We start from the raw sequence: 14,021 nt of genomic DNA on the forward strand, positions 1-14,021 counted from the left end.
GATCACGGCACCGGCCGCTCGCGGGCGTACCGGACCGGCGGCCGGCCGACGTGCCGGGCGAAGGCGACGCTGAACGTGCTCGCCGAGCTGTAGCCCACCCGCGCGGCCACCTCGGCCATCCCGACCGCCTCGCGGCTCAGCAGATCCTTCGCCAGCGCCATCCGCCACGCCAGCAGGTACTCCATCGGGGCGACCCCGACCGCGCGGCGGAACCGCTCGAAGAACGTGGACCGGGAGAGGCCCGCCTCGCGCGCGAGCGCGGCCACCGTCCAGCTCGCCGTCGGCCGGTCGTGCATCCGCCGCAGCGCGGCGGCGAGCCGGTCGTCGGCGAGGCCGCGCAGCAGTCCCGAGGGCGCCGCCGGCCCGGCGGTGGCGCGGAGCGCCTCGATCAGCACGACCTCCAGCAGGCGCGCCAGGACCACGTCGCGGCCCGGCCGGTCGGCGCGGGTCTCCTCGTTCACGAGGCCGAGCAGAGTGGTCAGCCGGGCGGCGCCGCGCACATGGACATACCGGGGCAGCAGCGAGACGAGCAGATCCGCGTCGCTCGACGCGAAGACGCAGTGGCCCACGAGCATCCGGACATTCGGCGGCCCCTCGGCGTCGCCGAGCCGGAACACGCCGGGGCTCACAGCGACGGGACGCTGCGCTGCGCGCCGCGGGGGCGGCGGCTCGAGGCTGGTGGTGGTGAACGCGTGGGCCGCGGGGATGAGGACGAAGTCGCCCTCTCCGAGCACGATCCCGGCCTCGCCGTCGATCGCGAGGCGGCACCCGCCCTCGAGCACGGCGGCGTAGAACGGAAGCCCGGAATCCGTGCGCCGCACCGCCCAGTGACCGCAGCCGGTGACGAGCTTGGACAGCGGGGCGCTCGGCCGGAGGAGGCCGACCACCTGGGTGAGCGGATCGGGCATTCTCGGACGCTCGCCACTGCGAAACGGACTTGCGCACGTATCAGGTCCGGCCCGCGCTCCCTATCACCCCGTTGCCGCTTCTGCACGGGAGTTCCCATGAACACGATCCTGATCACCGGCTGCTCGTCCGGCTTCGGCCTGGAGACGGCCCGCACCTTCCTCGAACGGGGCTGGCGCGTGGTCGCCACGATGCGCGGGCCGCGGAGCGACCTGCTCGCGCCCTCCGATCGTCTGAGCATCCTGCCGCTCGACGTGACCGACCACGACAGCATCGACCGCGCGGTCGCGGCGGCCGGACCGGTCGACGCGCTGGTCAACAACGCCGGCGTCGGGCTCCTGAACGCGCTGGAGGGCGTCTCGATGGACGCCGCGCGGGAGGTGTTCGAGACCAACACCCTCGGCACCATCGCGATGACCCGAGCGGTGCTGCCGCAGTTCCGGGCGCGCCGCGCGGGCGTCGTCGTCAACGTGACGTCGAGCGTGACGCAGCGCCCGCTGCACCTGCTGTCCGTCTACACGGCGAGCAAGGCGGCGGTGAACGCCTTCACCGAGTCCCTGGCGCTGGAACTCGAACCGTTCGGCATCCGCGCCCGGCTGGTCATTCCCGGACGGTCCCCGGAGACCGCGTTCGGCGCCAACGCGCGCGCCCGCATGGGCATGGACATCCCCGAAGCCTACGCGGCGGTGGCCGCGAAGGTCTTCGCCGGCATCCAGCAGGCGGACGGGGACCTGACCCGGTCCTCGGACGTGGCGGAGGCGGTGTGGCGCGCGGCGACCGACCCATCGTGCCCCATGCGTCTGCCCGCCGGTGCCGACGCGGTGGCGTGGGCCAAGGCGAGCTGAGGGCGGGCTGAGGGCGAGCTGAGAGCTGGCTGAGGGCGGCGGCGAACCGCGCAGGCCCCGGCCCGGAGGTCCGGGATCCCGACGCGGGAGCCCGGGCTCAGGACGGATCCGCGAGCGCGCCGGCCTTCCGGCGCGGATCCAGGGCCCGATGCAGGATGCGGCCGAGCTGCTCGGCCGAGTACGGCTTGTGGAGCAGCGTGAAGTCGTGGGCGTCCGACTGCGCGAGAACGTGGCTGTAACCCGATGTCAGCACCACGGGTACCTGCGGCGCGCGCCGCCGGAGCTCCTGCGCGAGCGCGACGCCGCCCATGCCCGGCATCACCACGTCCGAGAAGACCAGGTCGAAGCGGTTCTCCGCCCGGCCGAGCTCCTCCAGCGCCTCCTCGGCGTTGGCCGCCCAGGTCGGCCGGTAGCCCAGATCCTCCAGGATCTGCGTCGCGAACTGCCCGACGCCGACATTGTCCTCCACGACTAGGACACGCTGCCCGCTCCCGAGCGGCGCGAGGTCGGCATCTTGCAGGCGGTCATCGGCCGGCCGCTCCTCGGACGCCACCTCCGGCAGGTAGAGGGTGAACGCGGTGCCCGCAGCGAGGGTGCTGCGCACGTCGACGTCGCCGCCCGACTGCTTGGCGAAGCCGAACACCTGGGACAGGCCGAGGCCGGTCCCCTTGCCGACCTCCTTGGTGGTGAAGAACGGCTCGAAGATCCGGCCGATCCGCTCGGGCGGGATGCCCGTGCCGGTGTCGATCAGCGACACGGCCGCGAAGGGCTTCCGGGACCCGGCATGGCCGCGGATGGCCGGCAGGGCCGCGCCGCAGGTCACGCGCAGGGTCAGCGTGCCTTCCCCGTCCATGGCGTCGCGGGCGTTGACCGCCATGTTGACGAGCGCGGTCTCGAACTGGCTCACATCCGCCCGGATCAGACAGGTCGCCTCCGGCACCTCGGTCACGACGTGCACCCGCGCGCCTGTCAGGGTGTCGAGCATGTCGGCGATCGCCCGCACCCTCTGGCCGACCTCGAACACCTCGGGCTTGAGGGCCTGCCGGCGGGCGAAGGCCAGCAGCTGGCCGGTGAGCTTCGCGGCCCGCTCCACGGTCTCGGAGACCGCGTCGAGGTAGCGGCGCTTGCGGACCTCCGGCAAATCGGGCCGGCGCAGGAAGTCGACGGACGAGCGGATGATGGTCAGCAGGTTGTTGAAGTCGTGCGCGACGCCGCCGGTGAGCTGGCCCACCGCCTCCAGCTTCTGCGACTGGCGCAGCGCCTCCTGCGCCTGGGCCAGCTCGGCCTGGCCGCGCAGCCGCTCGGTGACGTCCATGACGAACTGGTAGCAGCCCGTGCGCTCGCCCCGCGCGTCGCGCAGGGTGCGGAAGCTGATCTCGTAGTAGGGGCGCGCCCGCTCCGCGTCGCCGAACTCCTCGACCAGGGTGATCTCCTCGCCGGCGAGCCCGCGCCCCCACCCCGCCCGCACCTGCGCCTGATGCTCGGGCTGGTCGGCCAGCAGGTCGAGCATGTTGTCGCCCACCTTCGGCCTCACGCCGTAGATGCGCGCGAACTCGTCCGCATTCGCCTTGTTGATCGCCAGGATGTTGTAGTCGAGATCGGCCGCCATCACCATGATGTCGGTTCTCTCGACGATCGTGGCGAAGAGATTGCGCTCCGCGGTGCGCTCGGAGACCTGCAGCTCCAGCGTCTCGTTCAGGTCCTGGAGGCGGCGCTCGCTCTCGGCAAGCCGCGTCTCGGCCTCCTTGCGCCGGCTGAGATCGGCCGTGACGATCAGCAGGCTCTTGAGTCTGCCGTCCGCGTCGTCGAGGCGCCGGATGCTGCTGCTGGCCCAGATCGCGCTGCCGTCGGGGCGGAGATAGCGCTTGTCGAGGGTGACGTCGCGGTCGGTCTCGAGGGCCCGCGCCAGCGCGGCCGCGCTCGGCGCCCGGTCCGCGGGATCGGTCACGTCGGCGACGCCGAGCCGCAGCAGCGCCTCGGCCGGGCGCCCGAGGATCCGGCACAGCTCGGTGTTGACCCGCAGGAAGCGCCCCGCGGCATCCACCTCGGACAGGCCGACCGAGGCGCCGGCGAAGATCGCCGCCAAGTGCTCCTCGCTCTTGCGCAGGGCCGCCTCCGCGCGGGCGCGCTCGATCGCCGCCTTGACGCGCTCGCCGACGTCGCGGATCAGGTTCCCCTCGGCGGTGGTCCAAGCGCGCGGCACCGCGCTCTGCACCGCGAGCAGGCTCACCCACTCCGCGCCGCGGAACAGCACGACGTCGACGAAGGCCGCGACCTCGCGGGATCCGAGGCCGGCGCGCGCCGCCTCGCTGAAGCGGGGATCGGCGGCCACGTCCTCGACCGCGACCACCGTCCCGTCGCGGTAGGCGGCCAGCAGGTCGGGGCCGAACGCCGCCAGGGAATGCTCCCCGACGATCGAGCCGACGCCCCGGACGTATTCCCGCTCGACCTTCATCAGGCTGCCGGCGATCTCGGCGTAGAAGACGCGGCTCGCGCCGACGCGCTCGCCGAGGCGCCGCGAGGCCACCGCGACGATCTCCGCCGACGCGGTCAGCGGACGGAGCGTGTCGCTGAGATCGAGCAGGAAGGATTGCCGCTCCTCGTTGTCCCGGCGCGACGCCTCCGTCTCGCGCGGACGGCTGGCGGCGGCCGCCTGACCGGCGATCGCCGTGCAGGTCCCGACGAGGCCGGTGACGCGCCCCGCCGTGTCCCGGACCGGCACCAGGGAGAGCGCGAAGCGCGCCGCGTCGGCACCGCCGTCGCCGTGGAGGAGGGGCTCGCCCTCCGCCGTGTGGACCGGCCGGCCAGCATAGGCCCTGTCCACGAGGGACGCGAGATCGGCACCGACCCCGCCCCAGACCGCGAGACAGTCCCGGCCGAGGGCCGCGGGATGCCGGTCGCCGAGGATCTCCGCGTAGAGATCGTTGTACAGGAGCCGCCGCTCGGGGCCCCAGAGGATGAACGTCGGCCGGTTCGCGCCGAACATGACCCCGACGAGGGTCGTCAGCGATTCGGGCCAGGCGAACAGCGCGCCGAGGGGCGTGCTGTCCCAGTCGTGCGCGCGCAGGAGCACGGCCATCGCGCCGCCGTCGGCGAGGAAGGCCGGGTCGCAGATCGGGGCGTCAGATCTCCCGTGCATGGCGTCCTGACGCGGCTTCGACGGGCATCGGGGTTCCTCGCGCGACGGGGTCTCGGCGAGACTCGACCCGGCCCGTTCGATCGTCGAGGCGGCATCGCGCATCTGGCCGCCCGTCATGCCAGACCGGTCCCACGTGACGCCGAGCTTGTCAAAGCCGGGATAGCACCCGCGTGGCCGGATCGCAGGATCCTGATGCCGCCGGTGCCCTCAGGAGACGGCGGCCGGGCGACGCGCCGGGTCGGCGGAGGCGAGATGGCGCCGCAGGGTCACCGCCAGGGCGTTCGAGCGCCACGGCCGCCGGACGATGTCGGCGACGGGAACCGCCGCGAGGCGCTCCGGCTGCACCGCGTCGGTCGCCGACAGCGAGAGCACGATCGGCCGCCCGGAGATCCGCGCGGCGCGGTGCGCGAAGGCGAGGCCAGAGAGATCGGCGAGACGGTTGTCGACGATCAGCAGATCGAACCGTCCCGGCTCCCGCCGCAGGACGGCCAGGGCCGCCTCGGGATCCGCGTAGCCGACCGGCTCGTAGCCCAGCGCCGCCAGCGTCTCCTCGTCGTCCTGGACCGACCGGCGCGTGCGCCCGACCAGCATCACGGTCCCGCCGGCCGCCGCGCCGTCCGCGGCCTGCGGGATCACGGGCAGCCACACCGCGAAGGTGCTGCCGCTGCCCGGCGCGCTGCGCACGTCGAAGGCGCCGTCGTGCTCCTGAACGAACTCGAAGGCGGTGGCGAGCCCGAGGCCGGTCCCGGCCGGTCGGGTGGTGAAGAACGGCTCGAAGATCCGCGCGAGCGTGGCCTCGTCCATGCCGCGGCCGGTGTCGGACACGCGGATCCGGACGTAGGCGCCGGGCCGCAGGGTGCCGTGGGTCAGGGCGCTCGACCGCGGCAGGGCGACGTGGTCGAGCTGCACGTCGACGGCCGCGCCCGGCGCGGAGGCTTGGACGGCGTTGCGGATCAGGTTGTGGACGACCTGCTGCAGCTGTGCCGGCTCGCCGCCGACGCGGGCGCCCGCCGCGGTGCCCGAGAGCGCGATCGTGGCGGGTCCGGCCGTGGAGGCCCGGATCTGCGCCACGGTCTCGTGGACCACCGCGTCCGCCGCGCTGGTGCACTGCGCGGAGCGCGCGGGGCGGCCGAAATCGAGGATCTGGCCGGCGATCTCGCGCGCGCGGCCGCCGGCCTGGACCAGCAGCCCGATATGCTCGGCCGCCCGCCCCGGATGGGCCGGCAGGGCGTCCCCGGCGATCTCGGCGTGGCCCAGCATGACGTTGAGGACGTTGTTGATGTTGTGGGCGACCCCGCTGGCGAAGGTCCCGATGGCCTCGAGCCGCTGGGCGCGGCGCAGCGCCGCCTCGATCTCCCGGCGCTCGGCCCAGACGTGCTGTCGCTCCAGGGCGGCCGCGAAGCTGTCGGCGACGACCTGCAGCAGGCCGCGCGAGTGCCGCAGCCAGGGCGGCAGGCCGGAGGTGGTGCGCTCGAAGCAGAGCAGGCCGACGATCCGATCGCCCCGGCGCAGCCGCGCGCAGGCCCACGAGACGACGCCGCGCTCGGCCAGGGAGCGGCGCAGGGCCGGCGGCCCGGTCTCGTCCGCCACCTCGACGAAGATGAGGTCGCTGGCGGCGGCCGCGACGTCGTGAACGAGGGTCTGCTGCGCCGCCGGCCAGCCGCTCGGCGGCGCGAGGCCGGGCCGGTTCCAGAGATGCACCGCGCCGGTGCCGTCGAGCATGAGAACGTAGCCGTGATCCGTGTCGAGCCCTTCGCCCACCATGGCGAGGACGTCCACGATGCGCGTGTCGGTCTCGTCGGGCTGGATCGCCAGGAAGCGGTTGGCCGCCTGCGCCACGACGGTCTGGAAATCCACGGTCCGGCGCAGGATCCGGGTCCCGGCACGCATCAGCACCCCCACGCGGACCACGAGGGCGAGCAGCGCGAGGGCGACGGCGTAGAGCGCGAGGCGGAATCCGTCCGCCCGGGCCTGGCGCCGGTCGCGGAGGCTTCGCCGGGATTCCAGGAGCGCTTCGCGGGCCGCCTCGCTCGACGAGGCCGGCAGCGAGCGCGTGACCGCGTCGACGTGCGGCAGCAGTTCCAAGAGCTGGCGCCCGTGCAGGACGATGGCGTCGACGTCGCCGGCCCGGGCGGCCGCCCCGTCGGCTTCGTGCAACGTCTCGAGACGGGTGCGGATGTCGGCGAGGCGCGCGGGCGTCGAGTCGCGCACGAGTTCCGAGATGCGGATCTGGAGCGCGGCCACCGCGCGCGCGAGGCCGGGGGCGATGTCCGACTCGGACAGCCGGTCGCTGAGCGAGTCGAAATAGGCGATCGAGTTCTGCACCAGGGCGTTGCCGGTCTTGAACCGTTCGACCATCGCGGCCTCCCGATCCACCGCTTCGGCCAGCGCCCGGACGTCGGGATCCCCGGCATTGCTCGCCTGCAGGTCGGCCCCGGCCTTCTGCATCTCGCGCAGGTGCGCGACGATCGGGTCGTAGTTGCGCAGCAGGCCGGTCCGGGCCCGCAGCACGTCGTGCTGCATGCGCGACTCGGCCAGAGCCAGGGCATCGACCGTCCGCTGGGTCGCCAGGTAGGCGGCCTCCATCCCGCCGTTGCCGTTGATCAGCAGCCACGTCAGCAGCGCCGCGAGCAGCGCGCCGAGCGTGACGGCCTGCAGGGTCAGTCTCATAGCTGCGGCTTGCCGTCCTGAGAGGCTGCGCCGGGCGCTGGCGGCGCTGTCAGGGGCCGGCCCTCGTAGGTGCCGGTCAGGGTCCCGAGGAAGGCGACGATCCCGTCGATCTGCGCGGGGGTGAGTTCCCGGCCGAGCTGCGCCCGCGCCATGAGCCGCACCGCCTCGGGGAGCGTGGCGATCCCGCCGTCGTCGAAGTAGGGCGCCGTGACCGCGACGTTGCGCAGGCTGGGTACCCGCAGCACCTCGGCCACCTTGTTGGGGATCGTGACGAAGATGCCGACCTTCTCGAACAGGTTGCCGCCGACATTGACGCCCTGGTGGCAGGACGCGCAGCCGATCCGGCGGAACAGGTCGTAGCCCGCCTGCTCCGCGCCGGTGATGGCGTGGGCGTCGCCGCGCAGCCAGCGGTCGAAGCGGCTGTCGGGTGTGAGGAGCGTGCGCTCGAAGCTGTTGATCGCGTCGATCACCGTCTCCCGGTCGGCCGCGCGCCCGTAGGCGGCCTGGAACATCGGGGCGAGCACCGGGTCGCCGCGCACCGTGTCGAGGATCCGGGGCCAGGAACCGCCCAGGAACTCGGGCCGCGTCAGGGCGAGCTCGGCCTGCTCGCGCAGGCTCGGGATGTCGCCGGCCCAGCCCAGCCGGAAGCTGAGCGCCGCGTTGAAGGCCGTCGGCGTGTTGCGCGGAACCGGCGTTCCGTCGGCGGTCAGGTTCCGGGGTATCGCGCTCGCGCCGCTGGTGCGGATGTCGTGGCAGGTGATGCAGGCCCGGTCGCCCCCGCGTGACAGCCGCGTGTCGTTGAAGAGCAGGCGGCCGATCGTGGCCCGGGCCGGGTCCGCCTCCAGGGTGTCCGGCACCGGGGTGATCACCCCCAGCGCGTCCGCCGCCTCGGCGGAGAGCGCGGTGTCGACCGGCCTGTCGTGGCCGGCTGGCCTCTCGTGGGCGGCCGCGGCGAGGAGCGCCGCGGCGCTGCCGAGGAGCGCCGCGACCGCGACGCGCCATCGGCCGGCCCGGAACCGGGTCACGGCTACAGCTTCTCGACGGTCGCGGCGAGGACGTAGCCGACGCCGCGCTCGGTGACGATCAGGCGCGGCGCGCTCGGATCCACCTCCAGCTTGCGGCGCAGCCGCAGGATCTGGACGTCGATGCTGCGATCGAACACGTCCTCGTGGACGCGCGTGGCCTGCAGGAGCTGCTCGCGGCTGAGCGGGCGCTGGGGCGCGTCGAGGAAGGCCACCAGCAGGGCGTACTCGCCCTTGCTGAGCGCGACATCCGCGCCTTCGAGATTGGTGAGGCGCCGGCGACGCCGGTCGAGCACCCAGCCTTCGAAGCGGCTGCGGTGGGACTCCTGGACCCGCGCCGGGGCGGGCGCCACCTCGGCCCGGCGCAGGATGACCCTGACCCGCGCGAGCAGCTCGCGCAGCCCGTATGGCTTCACGAGGTAATCGTCGGCGCCGAGCTCGAGGCCGATCACCCGGTCGATCTCGTCCCGGCGATGGCCGGTGGTGATGATCACCGGCAGGTCGCTCCGGGCCCGCAGGTCGCGCAGCAGGTCGAGCCCGTTCTCCGAGCCCAGCCGCAGGTCCAGCACGACGAGGTCGAATTCGGCCTCCGCGAGCCGCTTCTCCGCCTCCACCCGGTCGGTCGCCGCCGTCACGGCGACGTCGTGGTCGGCGAAGTGGTCCGAGACGATGCGCTGCATACCCGCGTCGTCCTCGACGAGGAGGATGCGGGTCGTGCCGGCGCGCGCGCTCCGACCCTGACTCCGGTCCAGACTGGATTCGATCATGGCCACCTCCGGTTCGCGGCGGCCCGCCGCGACGGCACGATCTCGACGCGCCGGTTCGGGGAGCGGGAGGAGCGTCCGGTTGGGCTGATAGCGCCACCCGGATGTCCTTCGCGTCCGTCGCCGGCCCGCCCCGGCGGCCAATCTGGGCGCGTCCGGTCATCGGGCCTTACACGGCTGAGTTGATATCACGCCCCCTAAAAGATTGCGCGCTTCATATTGTGCGTGACAGCACAGCGCGAGCATTCGTCCCGGCACGTACCGTATCGAACAAACGAAAACGCCACCGTTACGGCTGTAACCGAGATCATCTTGTTGAGACACCGGGATGTAACCCGCGGAAACCAGGATCGTGCTCTCACAATAGAGAGGTGATCATGACTGACGCCGCGATCCCGGATATCGGTCCGCACCTTCACCGAATTCTCTGCAAGTCCGAGCCCGACTGTCGGAAGCCCGCCGCTGGTCTTCCCGGGCCGTCGGGACGCCCGGCGCGGGAGCGCGGCGGCCCGGCTTCGTCCCCGATCGCCGCGCCGCGACCGGCGCTCGCCCGCCACGGACGATGGCTGCTCGACGCGCTGGTGGTCAGCTTCGCATTCGGCGGGTGCATTCACAGTATCCACCCGGACTACGTCGATTTCCTGCGCGATATCAGCAGCAGAAATCGGCACCGAACCTGACGCTCCTGCCGTCGAGAGCTCCACGTCGTCTTTCAGATCGCTCCAGGGAGGTCAGCCGATTCGCGGCCTCCGCGCGCCTCCGCGCGCGATCATCTCGGGACATTCAGATCATGTCGCTCAACGTCCTCTGCATCTCGTGGGGCACCACCGGCAATCTCAGCCCCGTGCTCACGGCGGCCCGGCAGCTGCGCCGGGCGGGGCACCGCCCGCGCGTCATGGCCGACCCGGCGATGTGCGGGGAGGTCGAGGCGGCGGGCTTCCCGTTCGTCGGCTGGCGCCGCGCCCCGACCGGCCTCGACGCCGACCCGGCCGATTTCTCGGATCTCGCGGATTGGCTGCGGCAGACGATGTTCTCCCCGGCCGGCGCCTACGCGGCCGACACGCTCGACGAGATCCGCCGCCTCCCGACCGATGCCGTCCTGAGTCTCGACCTCCTGCCCGGCTGCGCCCTGGCGGCCGAGGCGGCCGACCTGCCGCACGCGGTCCTGTCGCCGCATATCAGCATCCGCCCGCTCCCCGGCATTCCGCCCGCCGCGAGCGGCCTGACGCCGCCGCGGACCGAGGCGGAGCGGGACGCGGTGGACGCGGCGACGGCCGCCATCGTGTCGGCGATGGAGCGGGGCCGGCCGGCGCTCAACGCCGCGCGGCGCGCCTTCGGGCTGCCGCCGGTCGCCAGCGCCTTCGCCCATTTCGATCAAGCCGACCGCGTCCTGCTGGCCGTCAGCCGGGCCTTCGACTTCGACACGCAGGCGCTGCCCGCCAATTACCGCTACATCGGCCCGCTGCTCGACGAGCCGAGCTGGTCCCGCGGGACGGGGCACGCGTGGTCCGGTACGGGACGGCGGCGGATCCTCGTCGCCGGCAGCACCGGCGCCCAGAACCAGACCGACCTGCAGCGGCGCGTCGCGCGCGCCGTCGGCGCGGTCGAGGCCGAGACCATCGTGACGACCGGCCCGAATGTCGGGCCCGCGGACCTGGCCGCCCCCGCCGCCGTCCGGGTCGTGGCGGCCGCCTCCCACGACGCCCTCATGGCGCAGGCCGACCTGGTGGTGTGCCAGGGCGGTCACGGCACGGTCAGCCGCGCCCTGCTGCACGGCGTGCCGCTGCTGGTGATCCCCCTGGCCCGCGACCAGGCCGACAACGCCGCCCGCGTCGCCCTGCGCGGCGCCGGCCTGCGCCTGCCCGCCGACGCGGGCGAGGCCGAGATCGCCGCGGCGGCGCGCCGGCTCCTGGCGGAGCCGGGCTTCCGCAGGGCCGCCGCAGTTCTCGGGGCGGCCGTGCGGGCGGATCTCGACGCGGGCGGCCTCGTCCGCGAGATCGACGCGATGGTGGCGGCGCGCCGGGCCTCCGCGGACCGGGGCGGCGCCCGGGGCGGAGACCGGCTTTGGGCCTGATCCGCGCGCCCGCGCTGGCGCGGCCCCGCATCCGCCCCGGCTCGGCCGCCTTCTCGGCGCTCCTCGGGCTGCTGGCGGCGCTCCCGACCTTCGGGATCGACATGATCCTGCCGAGCCTGTCGGACACGGCGACCGCGCTGCACGTCCCGGCCACCGCGATGGGCGCGGCCATGGGCATCTACCTGCTCGGTTTCGGCGGCGCGCTGCTGGTCTACGGCCCGGTCTCGGACCGGCTGGGCCGCAAGCCGGCCATCGTCTGCGGCTGCCTCCTCCTCGTCGTGGGCAGCCTCGGCTGCGGCGCGGCGCGGACGCTGCCGGACTTCCTGCTGTTCCGGATCCTCCAGGGGATCGGCGCGGCGGGCCCCGGCATGGCGGTCCTCGCGATGGTGCGCGACCTGTTCGAGGGCGAGGCCGCGCGCGCCCGGGTGTCCTTCGTCGTCCTCACCATCAACGTGGTGCCGATGATGGCCCCGACCATCGGTGCCGGGCTGATGGATCTCGGCGGCTGGCGCCTGATCCACGCCGCGCCGGTCGCCGCCGCCCTGGCGGCCCTGGTGGCGATCCGGCACATCGACGAGCCCCTGCAGCGGGCCGCGGGCCCCGGGCCGGCCTCGGGGATCCTGCGCGGCTACGGGCGGATCCTGGCGAGCCGGGTCTTCCTCGGCCACGCCCTGTGCAACGCCGCGGCGGCCGGGGCGGTCTTCGCCTACATCACCGGCTCGGCGCTGGTGTTCATCGACGCCCTCGGGCTCAGTCCGCTGGCCTACGGCCTGGTCTTCGGGGCGAGTTCCCTGTCGGTGATGGTCGGCGCCTTCCTGAACGGGCGGCTCGCGGCCCGGGGCGTCCCCCCGCCGCGGGTGATCGCCGCCGGCCTCGTTCTGGCGACCGGCGCGGCTTCCCTGCTCCTCGTCGCGGCGCTCGCCCGACCGCCCGCGGCCGCGCCGGTGGTCGCCGCGATGGTCGGCGTGGCCCTGGCCTTCGGCCTCGTCTCGCCCAACGCCGTGCACGGTGCGACGGAGCGCGACCCGGCGGCCGCGGGCGCGGCCAGCGCCGTCGCGGTCTTCCTGCAGATGCTCGCGGCGGCCGTCGCCAGCGACCTCGTCGCCCGGTTCTTCGACGGCCGGTCCGCCCTGTCGATGGCCGCCGTGATGCTCGGCTGCAGCCTCGCGGCCGCCGCCGCCCACGCGGGTCTCGCCCGGCCGGCGCCCCGCGCCCCCTCCCGACCCTACGGAGAACCCGCATGCTCTTCGATCCGCCCCCCTGGCAGCCCCTCCACCTGACGCGCGACGGCGGCCGGCTCGCCCATATCGAGGCCGGGCCGCTCACCCCCGAGGGGCAGCCGCTGCTGCTCATCAACGGCTGGACCGGGGACCACGGCATCTTCACGCCGCAGATCCGGCACTTCTCGCGGACGCGCCGCGTCGTGGCGGTCGACCTGCGCGGTCACGGCGCCAGCGACGCGCCGGAGCGCGACTACACGGTCGCGGGCTTCGCCGAGGACGTCGCGTGGCAGAGCCGGACGCTGGGCCTCGTGAAGCCGATCGTGATCGGCCACAGCTTCGGCGGCGCGGTGGCGCTGGAGCTGTGCGGCCGCCATCCCGACCTCGCCGCCGGCCTCGTCATGATCGACTCGATCGTCCTGCCGTCTGCGGACGCGGCGGGCGGCGCCGCGATCGAGGGGCTGCTGGCGGGCGTCGGCGGCCCGGATTACCGGTCCGTCGTGCGGGAGATGGCCTGGGCGATCGGCGGCGCCTACGACCACCCGGCCCGGCGGAAGGCGATCTTCGAGACCTTCATCCTCGGCCCCTGCCAGCGGACACCGCAGCACGTGGCCCACGCGGCGCTGCGCGACATGGTGCTGGCCCACGATCCCGTCCCGGCCGCGCGCGCCTGCCGGGTCCCGATGGCCTACATCTCGGCGGACGTGCCGCTCGTGGCGGCGGCCCGCGACCTCGACCGGCTGCGGGAGCTCTGCCCGCAGCTCGTCACCGCCCAGACGCTGCTGGCGGGCCACTTCAACACGATCGAAGTGGCCGAGCAGGTCAACGCGATGATCGAGCGCTTCCTGGCGGTCGGCCTGCGGCCGCGCGCGCGGTAGCGGGACGCCGCGGGACCAACGCCCGTCAGGCGGGCCGGGACCCTCCGCGGAGGCCGTCCCGCGACCCGTCGCGCGGGGCGCGTCAGGACGCCGGGCCGGCCTCCGTCCGGTCGCCCAGGAGGCGCCGCGCCGACGAGATGACCTGGAGCGTCTGGGAGCTCAGCTGCTCCTGGCGCGCCCGCTGCTCGTACTGTCTCAGGCGGACGATCAGGCCGTCCTCGTCCGGGATCCCGTGGTCCATACCGCCGATCACGAAGTCCGTGATCGTCCGTCGGAGCAGCGTCTCGAAGACGTCGTCCGTATTCGCCAGCCCTGCAACCATGAGGACTTCTCCTTCTGCGAAGCGGCGCCTTTTTCGAAGGGTCAAGTTACGGCATGATTTCGGAACATCTCACACACCATCCGCGCGGCGACCGGCGTGCTCTTCCGCACAAGGCGGCCGCGGCGGCGACCGGGCCGCCGGCGCGCCGCATGTTATGGCTGTAATGTTCGACCCAGCTCCC

Annotated in this window: 11 protein-coding genes; 5 read left to right on the top strand and 6 right to left on the bottom strand. The window is 73.8% G+C overall.

The window, feature by feature from the left end:
* Nucleotides 1-2: 2 nt before the first annotated feature.
* Nucleotides 3-908 (bottom strand): AraC family transcriptional regulator, encoded by a 906-nt coding sequence (locus ABIC30_RS20875; RefSeq protein WP_020092185.1) that lies wholly within the window; start codon nt 906-908, stop codon nt 3-5.
* 96 nt (nt 909-1,004) lie between these two features.
* Here ABIC30_RS20875 and ABIC30_RS20880 point away from each other — a divergent pair, with 96 nt between their 5' ends.
* On the top strand, nt 1,005-1,751 hold the full coding sequence (locus ABIC30_RS20880) for an SDR family oxidoreductase (protein WP_020092186.1): 747 nt from the start codon (nt 1,005-1,007) through the stop codon (nt 1,749-1,751).
* Between the two features lie 97 nt (nt 1,752-1,848).
* On the opposite strand, the gene ABIC30_RS20885 is transcribed toward ABIC30_RS20880, so the two are convergent.
* The 4 genes from ABIC30_RS20885 to ABIC30_RS20900 form a co-directional block, all read right to left on the bottom strand.
* Nucleotides 1,849-4,890, bottom strand: coding sequence for a PAS domain-containing protein (locus ABIC30_RS20885; protein WP_043712368.1), 3,042 nt, complete (start codon nt 4,888-4,890; stop codon nt 1,849-1,851).
* A gap of 207 nt (nt 4,891-5,097) precedes the next feature.
* Nucleotides 5,098-7,560, bottom strand: a complete 2,463-nt coding sequence (locus tag ABIC30_RS20890) for a two-component system VirA-like sensor kinase (protein ID WP_020092188.1) — start codon at nt 7,558-7,560, stop codon at nt 5,098-5,100.
* The gene (locus tag ABIC30_RS20895; RefSeq protein ID WP_020092189.1) at nt 7,557-8,585 is read right to left on the bottom strand and encodes a cytochrome-c peroxidase; all 1,029 of its coding nucleotides are present in this window, start codon (nt 8,583-8,585) and stop codon (nt 7,557-7,559) included. Before ABIC30_RS20895 ends, ABIC30_RS20890 begins: the two co-directional genes overlap by 4 nt.
* A 2-nt stretch (nt 8,586-8,587) precedes the next feature.
* On the bottom strand, nt 8,588-9,349 hold the full coding sequence (locus ABIC30_RS20900; RefSeq protein WP_354456056.1) for a response regulator: 762 nt from the start codon (nt 9,347-9,349) through the stop codon (nt 8,588-8,590).
* A 374-nt stretch (nt 9,350-9,723) separates the two neighbouring features.
* Here ABIC30_RS20900 and ABIC30_RS20905 point away from each other — a divergent pair, with 374 nt between their 5' ends.
* The 4 genes from ABIC30_RS20905 (at nt 9,724) to ABIC30_RS20920 (ending at nt 13,518) form a co-directional block, all read left to right on the top strand.
* A complete protein-coding gene (locus tag ABIC30_RS20905) occupies nt 9,724-10,026 on the top strand; it encodes a hypothetical protein (protein WP_146073993.1) in 303 nt (100 codons plus the stop codon).
* Nucleotides 10,027-10,136: 110 nt separating this feature from the next.
* Complete coding sequence (locus tag ABIC30_RS20910) at nt 10,137-11,420, top strand: glycosyltransferase (RefSeq protein WP_020092191.1); 1,284 nt, start codon at nt 10,137-10,139, stop codon at nt 11,418-11,420.
* Entirely contained in the window at nt 11,411-12,700 is a 1,290-nt protein-coding gene (locus ABIC30_RS20915; protein WP_103985087.1) for a Bcr/CflA family efflux MFS transporter, read from the top strand. The genes ABIC30_RS20910 and ABIC30_RS20915 overlap by 10 nt, the downstream gene beginning before the upstream one ends.
* A complete protein-coding gene (locus ABIC30_RS20920) occupies nt 12,661-13,518 on the top strand; it encodes an alpha/beta fold hydrolase (RefSeq protein WP_020092193.1) in 858 nt (285 codons plus the stop codon). The genes ABIC30_RS20915 and ABIC30_RS20920 overlap by 40 nt, the downstream gene beginning before the upstream one ends.
* 82 nt (nt 13,519-13,600) lie before the next feature.
* On the opposite strand, the gene ABIC30_RS20925 is transcribed toward ABIC30_RS20920, so the two are convergent.
* On the bottom strand, nt 13,601-13,840 hold the full coding sequence (locus tag ABIC30_RS20925) for a hypothetical protein (RefSeq protein WP_020092194.1): 240 nt from the start codon (nt 13,838-13,840) through the stop codon (nt 13,601-13,603).
* Nucleotides 13,841-14,021: the final 181 nt, after the last annotated feature.

The sequence above is a fragment of the Methylobacterium sp. 1030 genome, from assembly GCF_040544715.1.
Lineage (GTDB): Bacteria > Pseudomonadota > Alphaproteobacteria > Rhizobiales > Beijerinckiaceae > Methylobacterium.

Coding starts and splice junctions, on each gene's coding strand:
- ABIC30_RS20900 (WP_354456056.1), bottom strand. CDS start 9,349: ATGATCGAATCCAGTCTGGACCGGAGTCAGGGTCGGAGCGCGCGCGCC.
- ABIC30_RS20880 (WP_020092186.1), top strand. CDS start 1,005: ATGAACACGATCCTGATCACCGGCTGCTCGTCCGGCTTCGGCCTGGAG.
- ABIC30_RS20890 (WP_020092188.1), bottom strand. CDS start 7,560: ATGAGACTGACCCTGCAGGCCGTCACGCTCGGCGCGCTGCTCGCGGCG.
- ABIC30_RS20905 (WP_146073993.1), top strand. CDS start 9,724: ATGACTGACGCCGCGATCCCGGATATCGGTCCGCACCTTCACCGAATT.
- ABIC30_RS20920 (WP_020092193.1), top strand. CDS start 12,661: ATGCTCTTCGATCCGCCCCCCTGGCAGCCCCTCCACCTGACGCGCGAC.
- ABIC30_RS20925 (WP_020092194.1), bottom strand. CDS start 13,840: ATGGTTGCAGGGCTGGCGAATACGGACGACGTCTTCGAGACGCTGCTC.
- ABIC30_RS20885 (WP_043712368.1), bottom strand. CDS start 4,890: ATGCACGGGAGATCTGACGCCCCGATCTGCGACCCGGCCTTCCTCGCC.
- ABIC30_RS20910 (WP_020092191.1), top strand. CDS start 10,137: ATGTCGCTCAACGTCCTCTGCATCTCGTGGGGCACCACCGGCAATCTC.
- ABIC30_RS20875 (WP_020092185.1), bottom strand. CDS start 908: ATGCCCGATCCGCTCACCCAGGTGGTCGGCCTCCTCCGGCCGAGCGCC.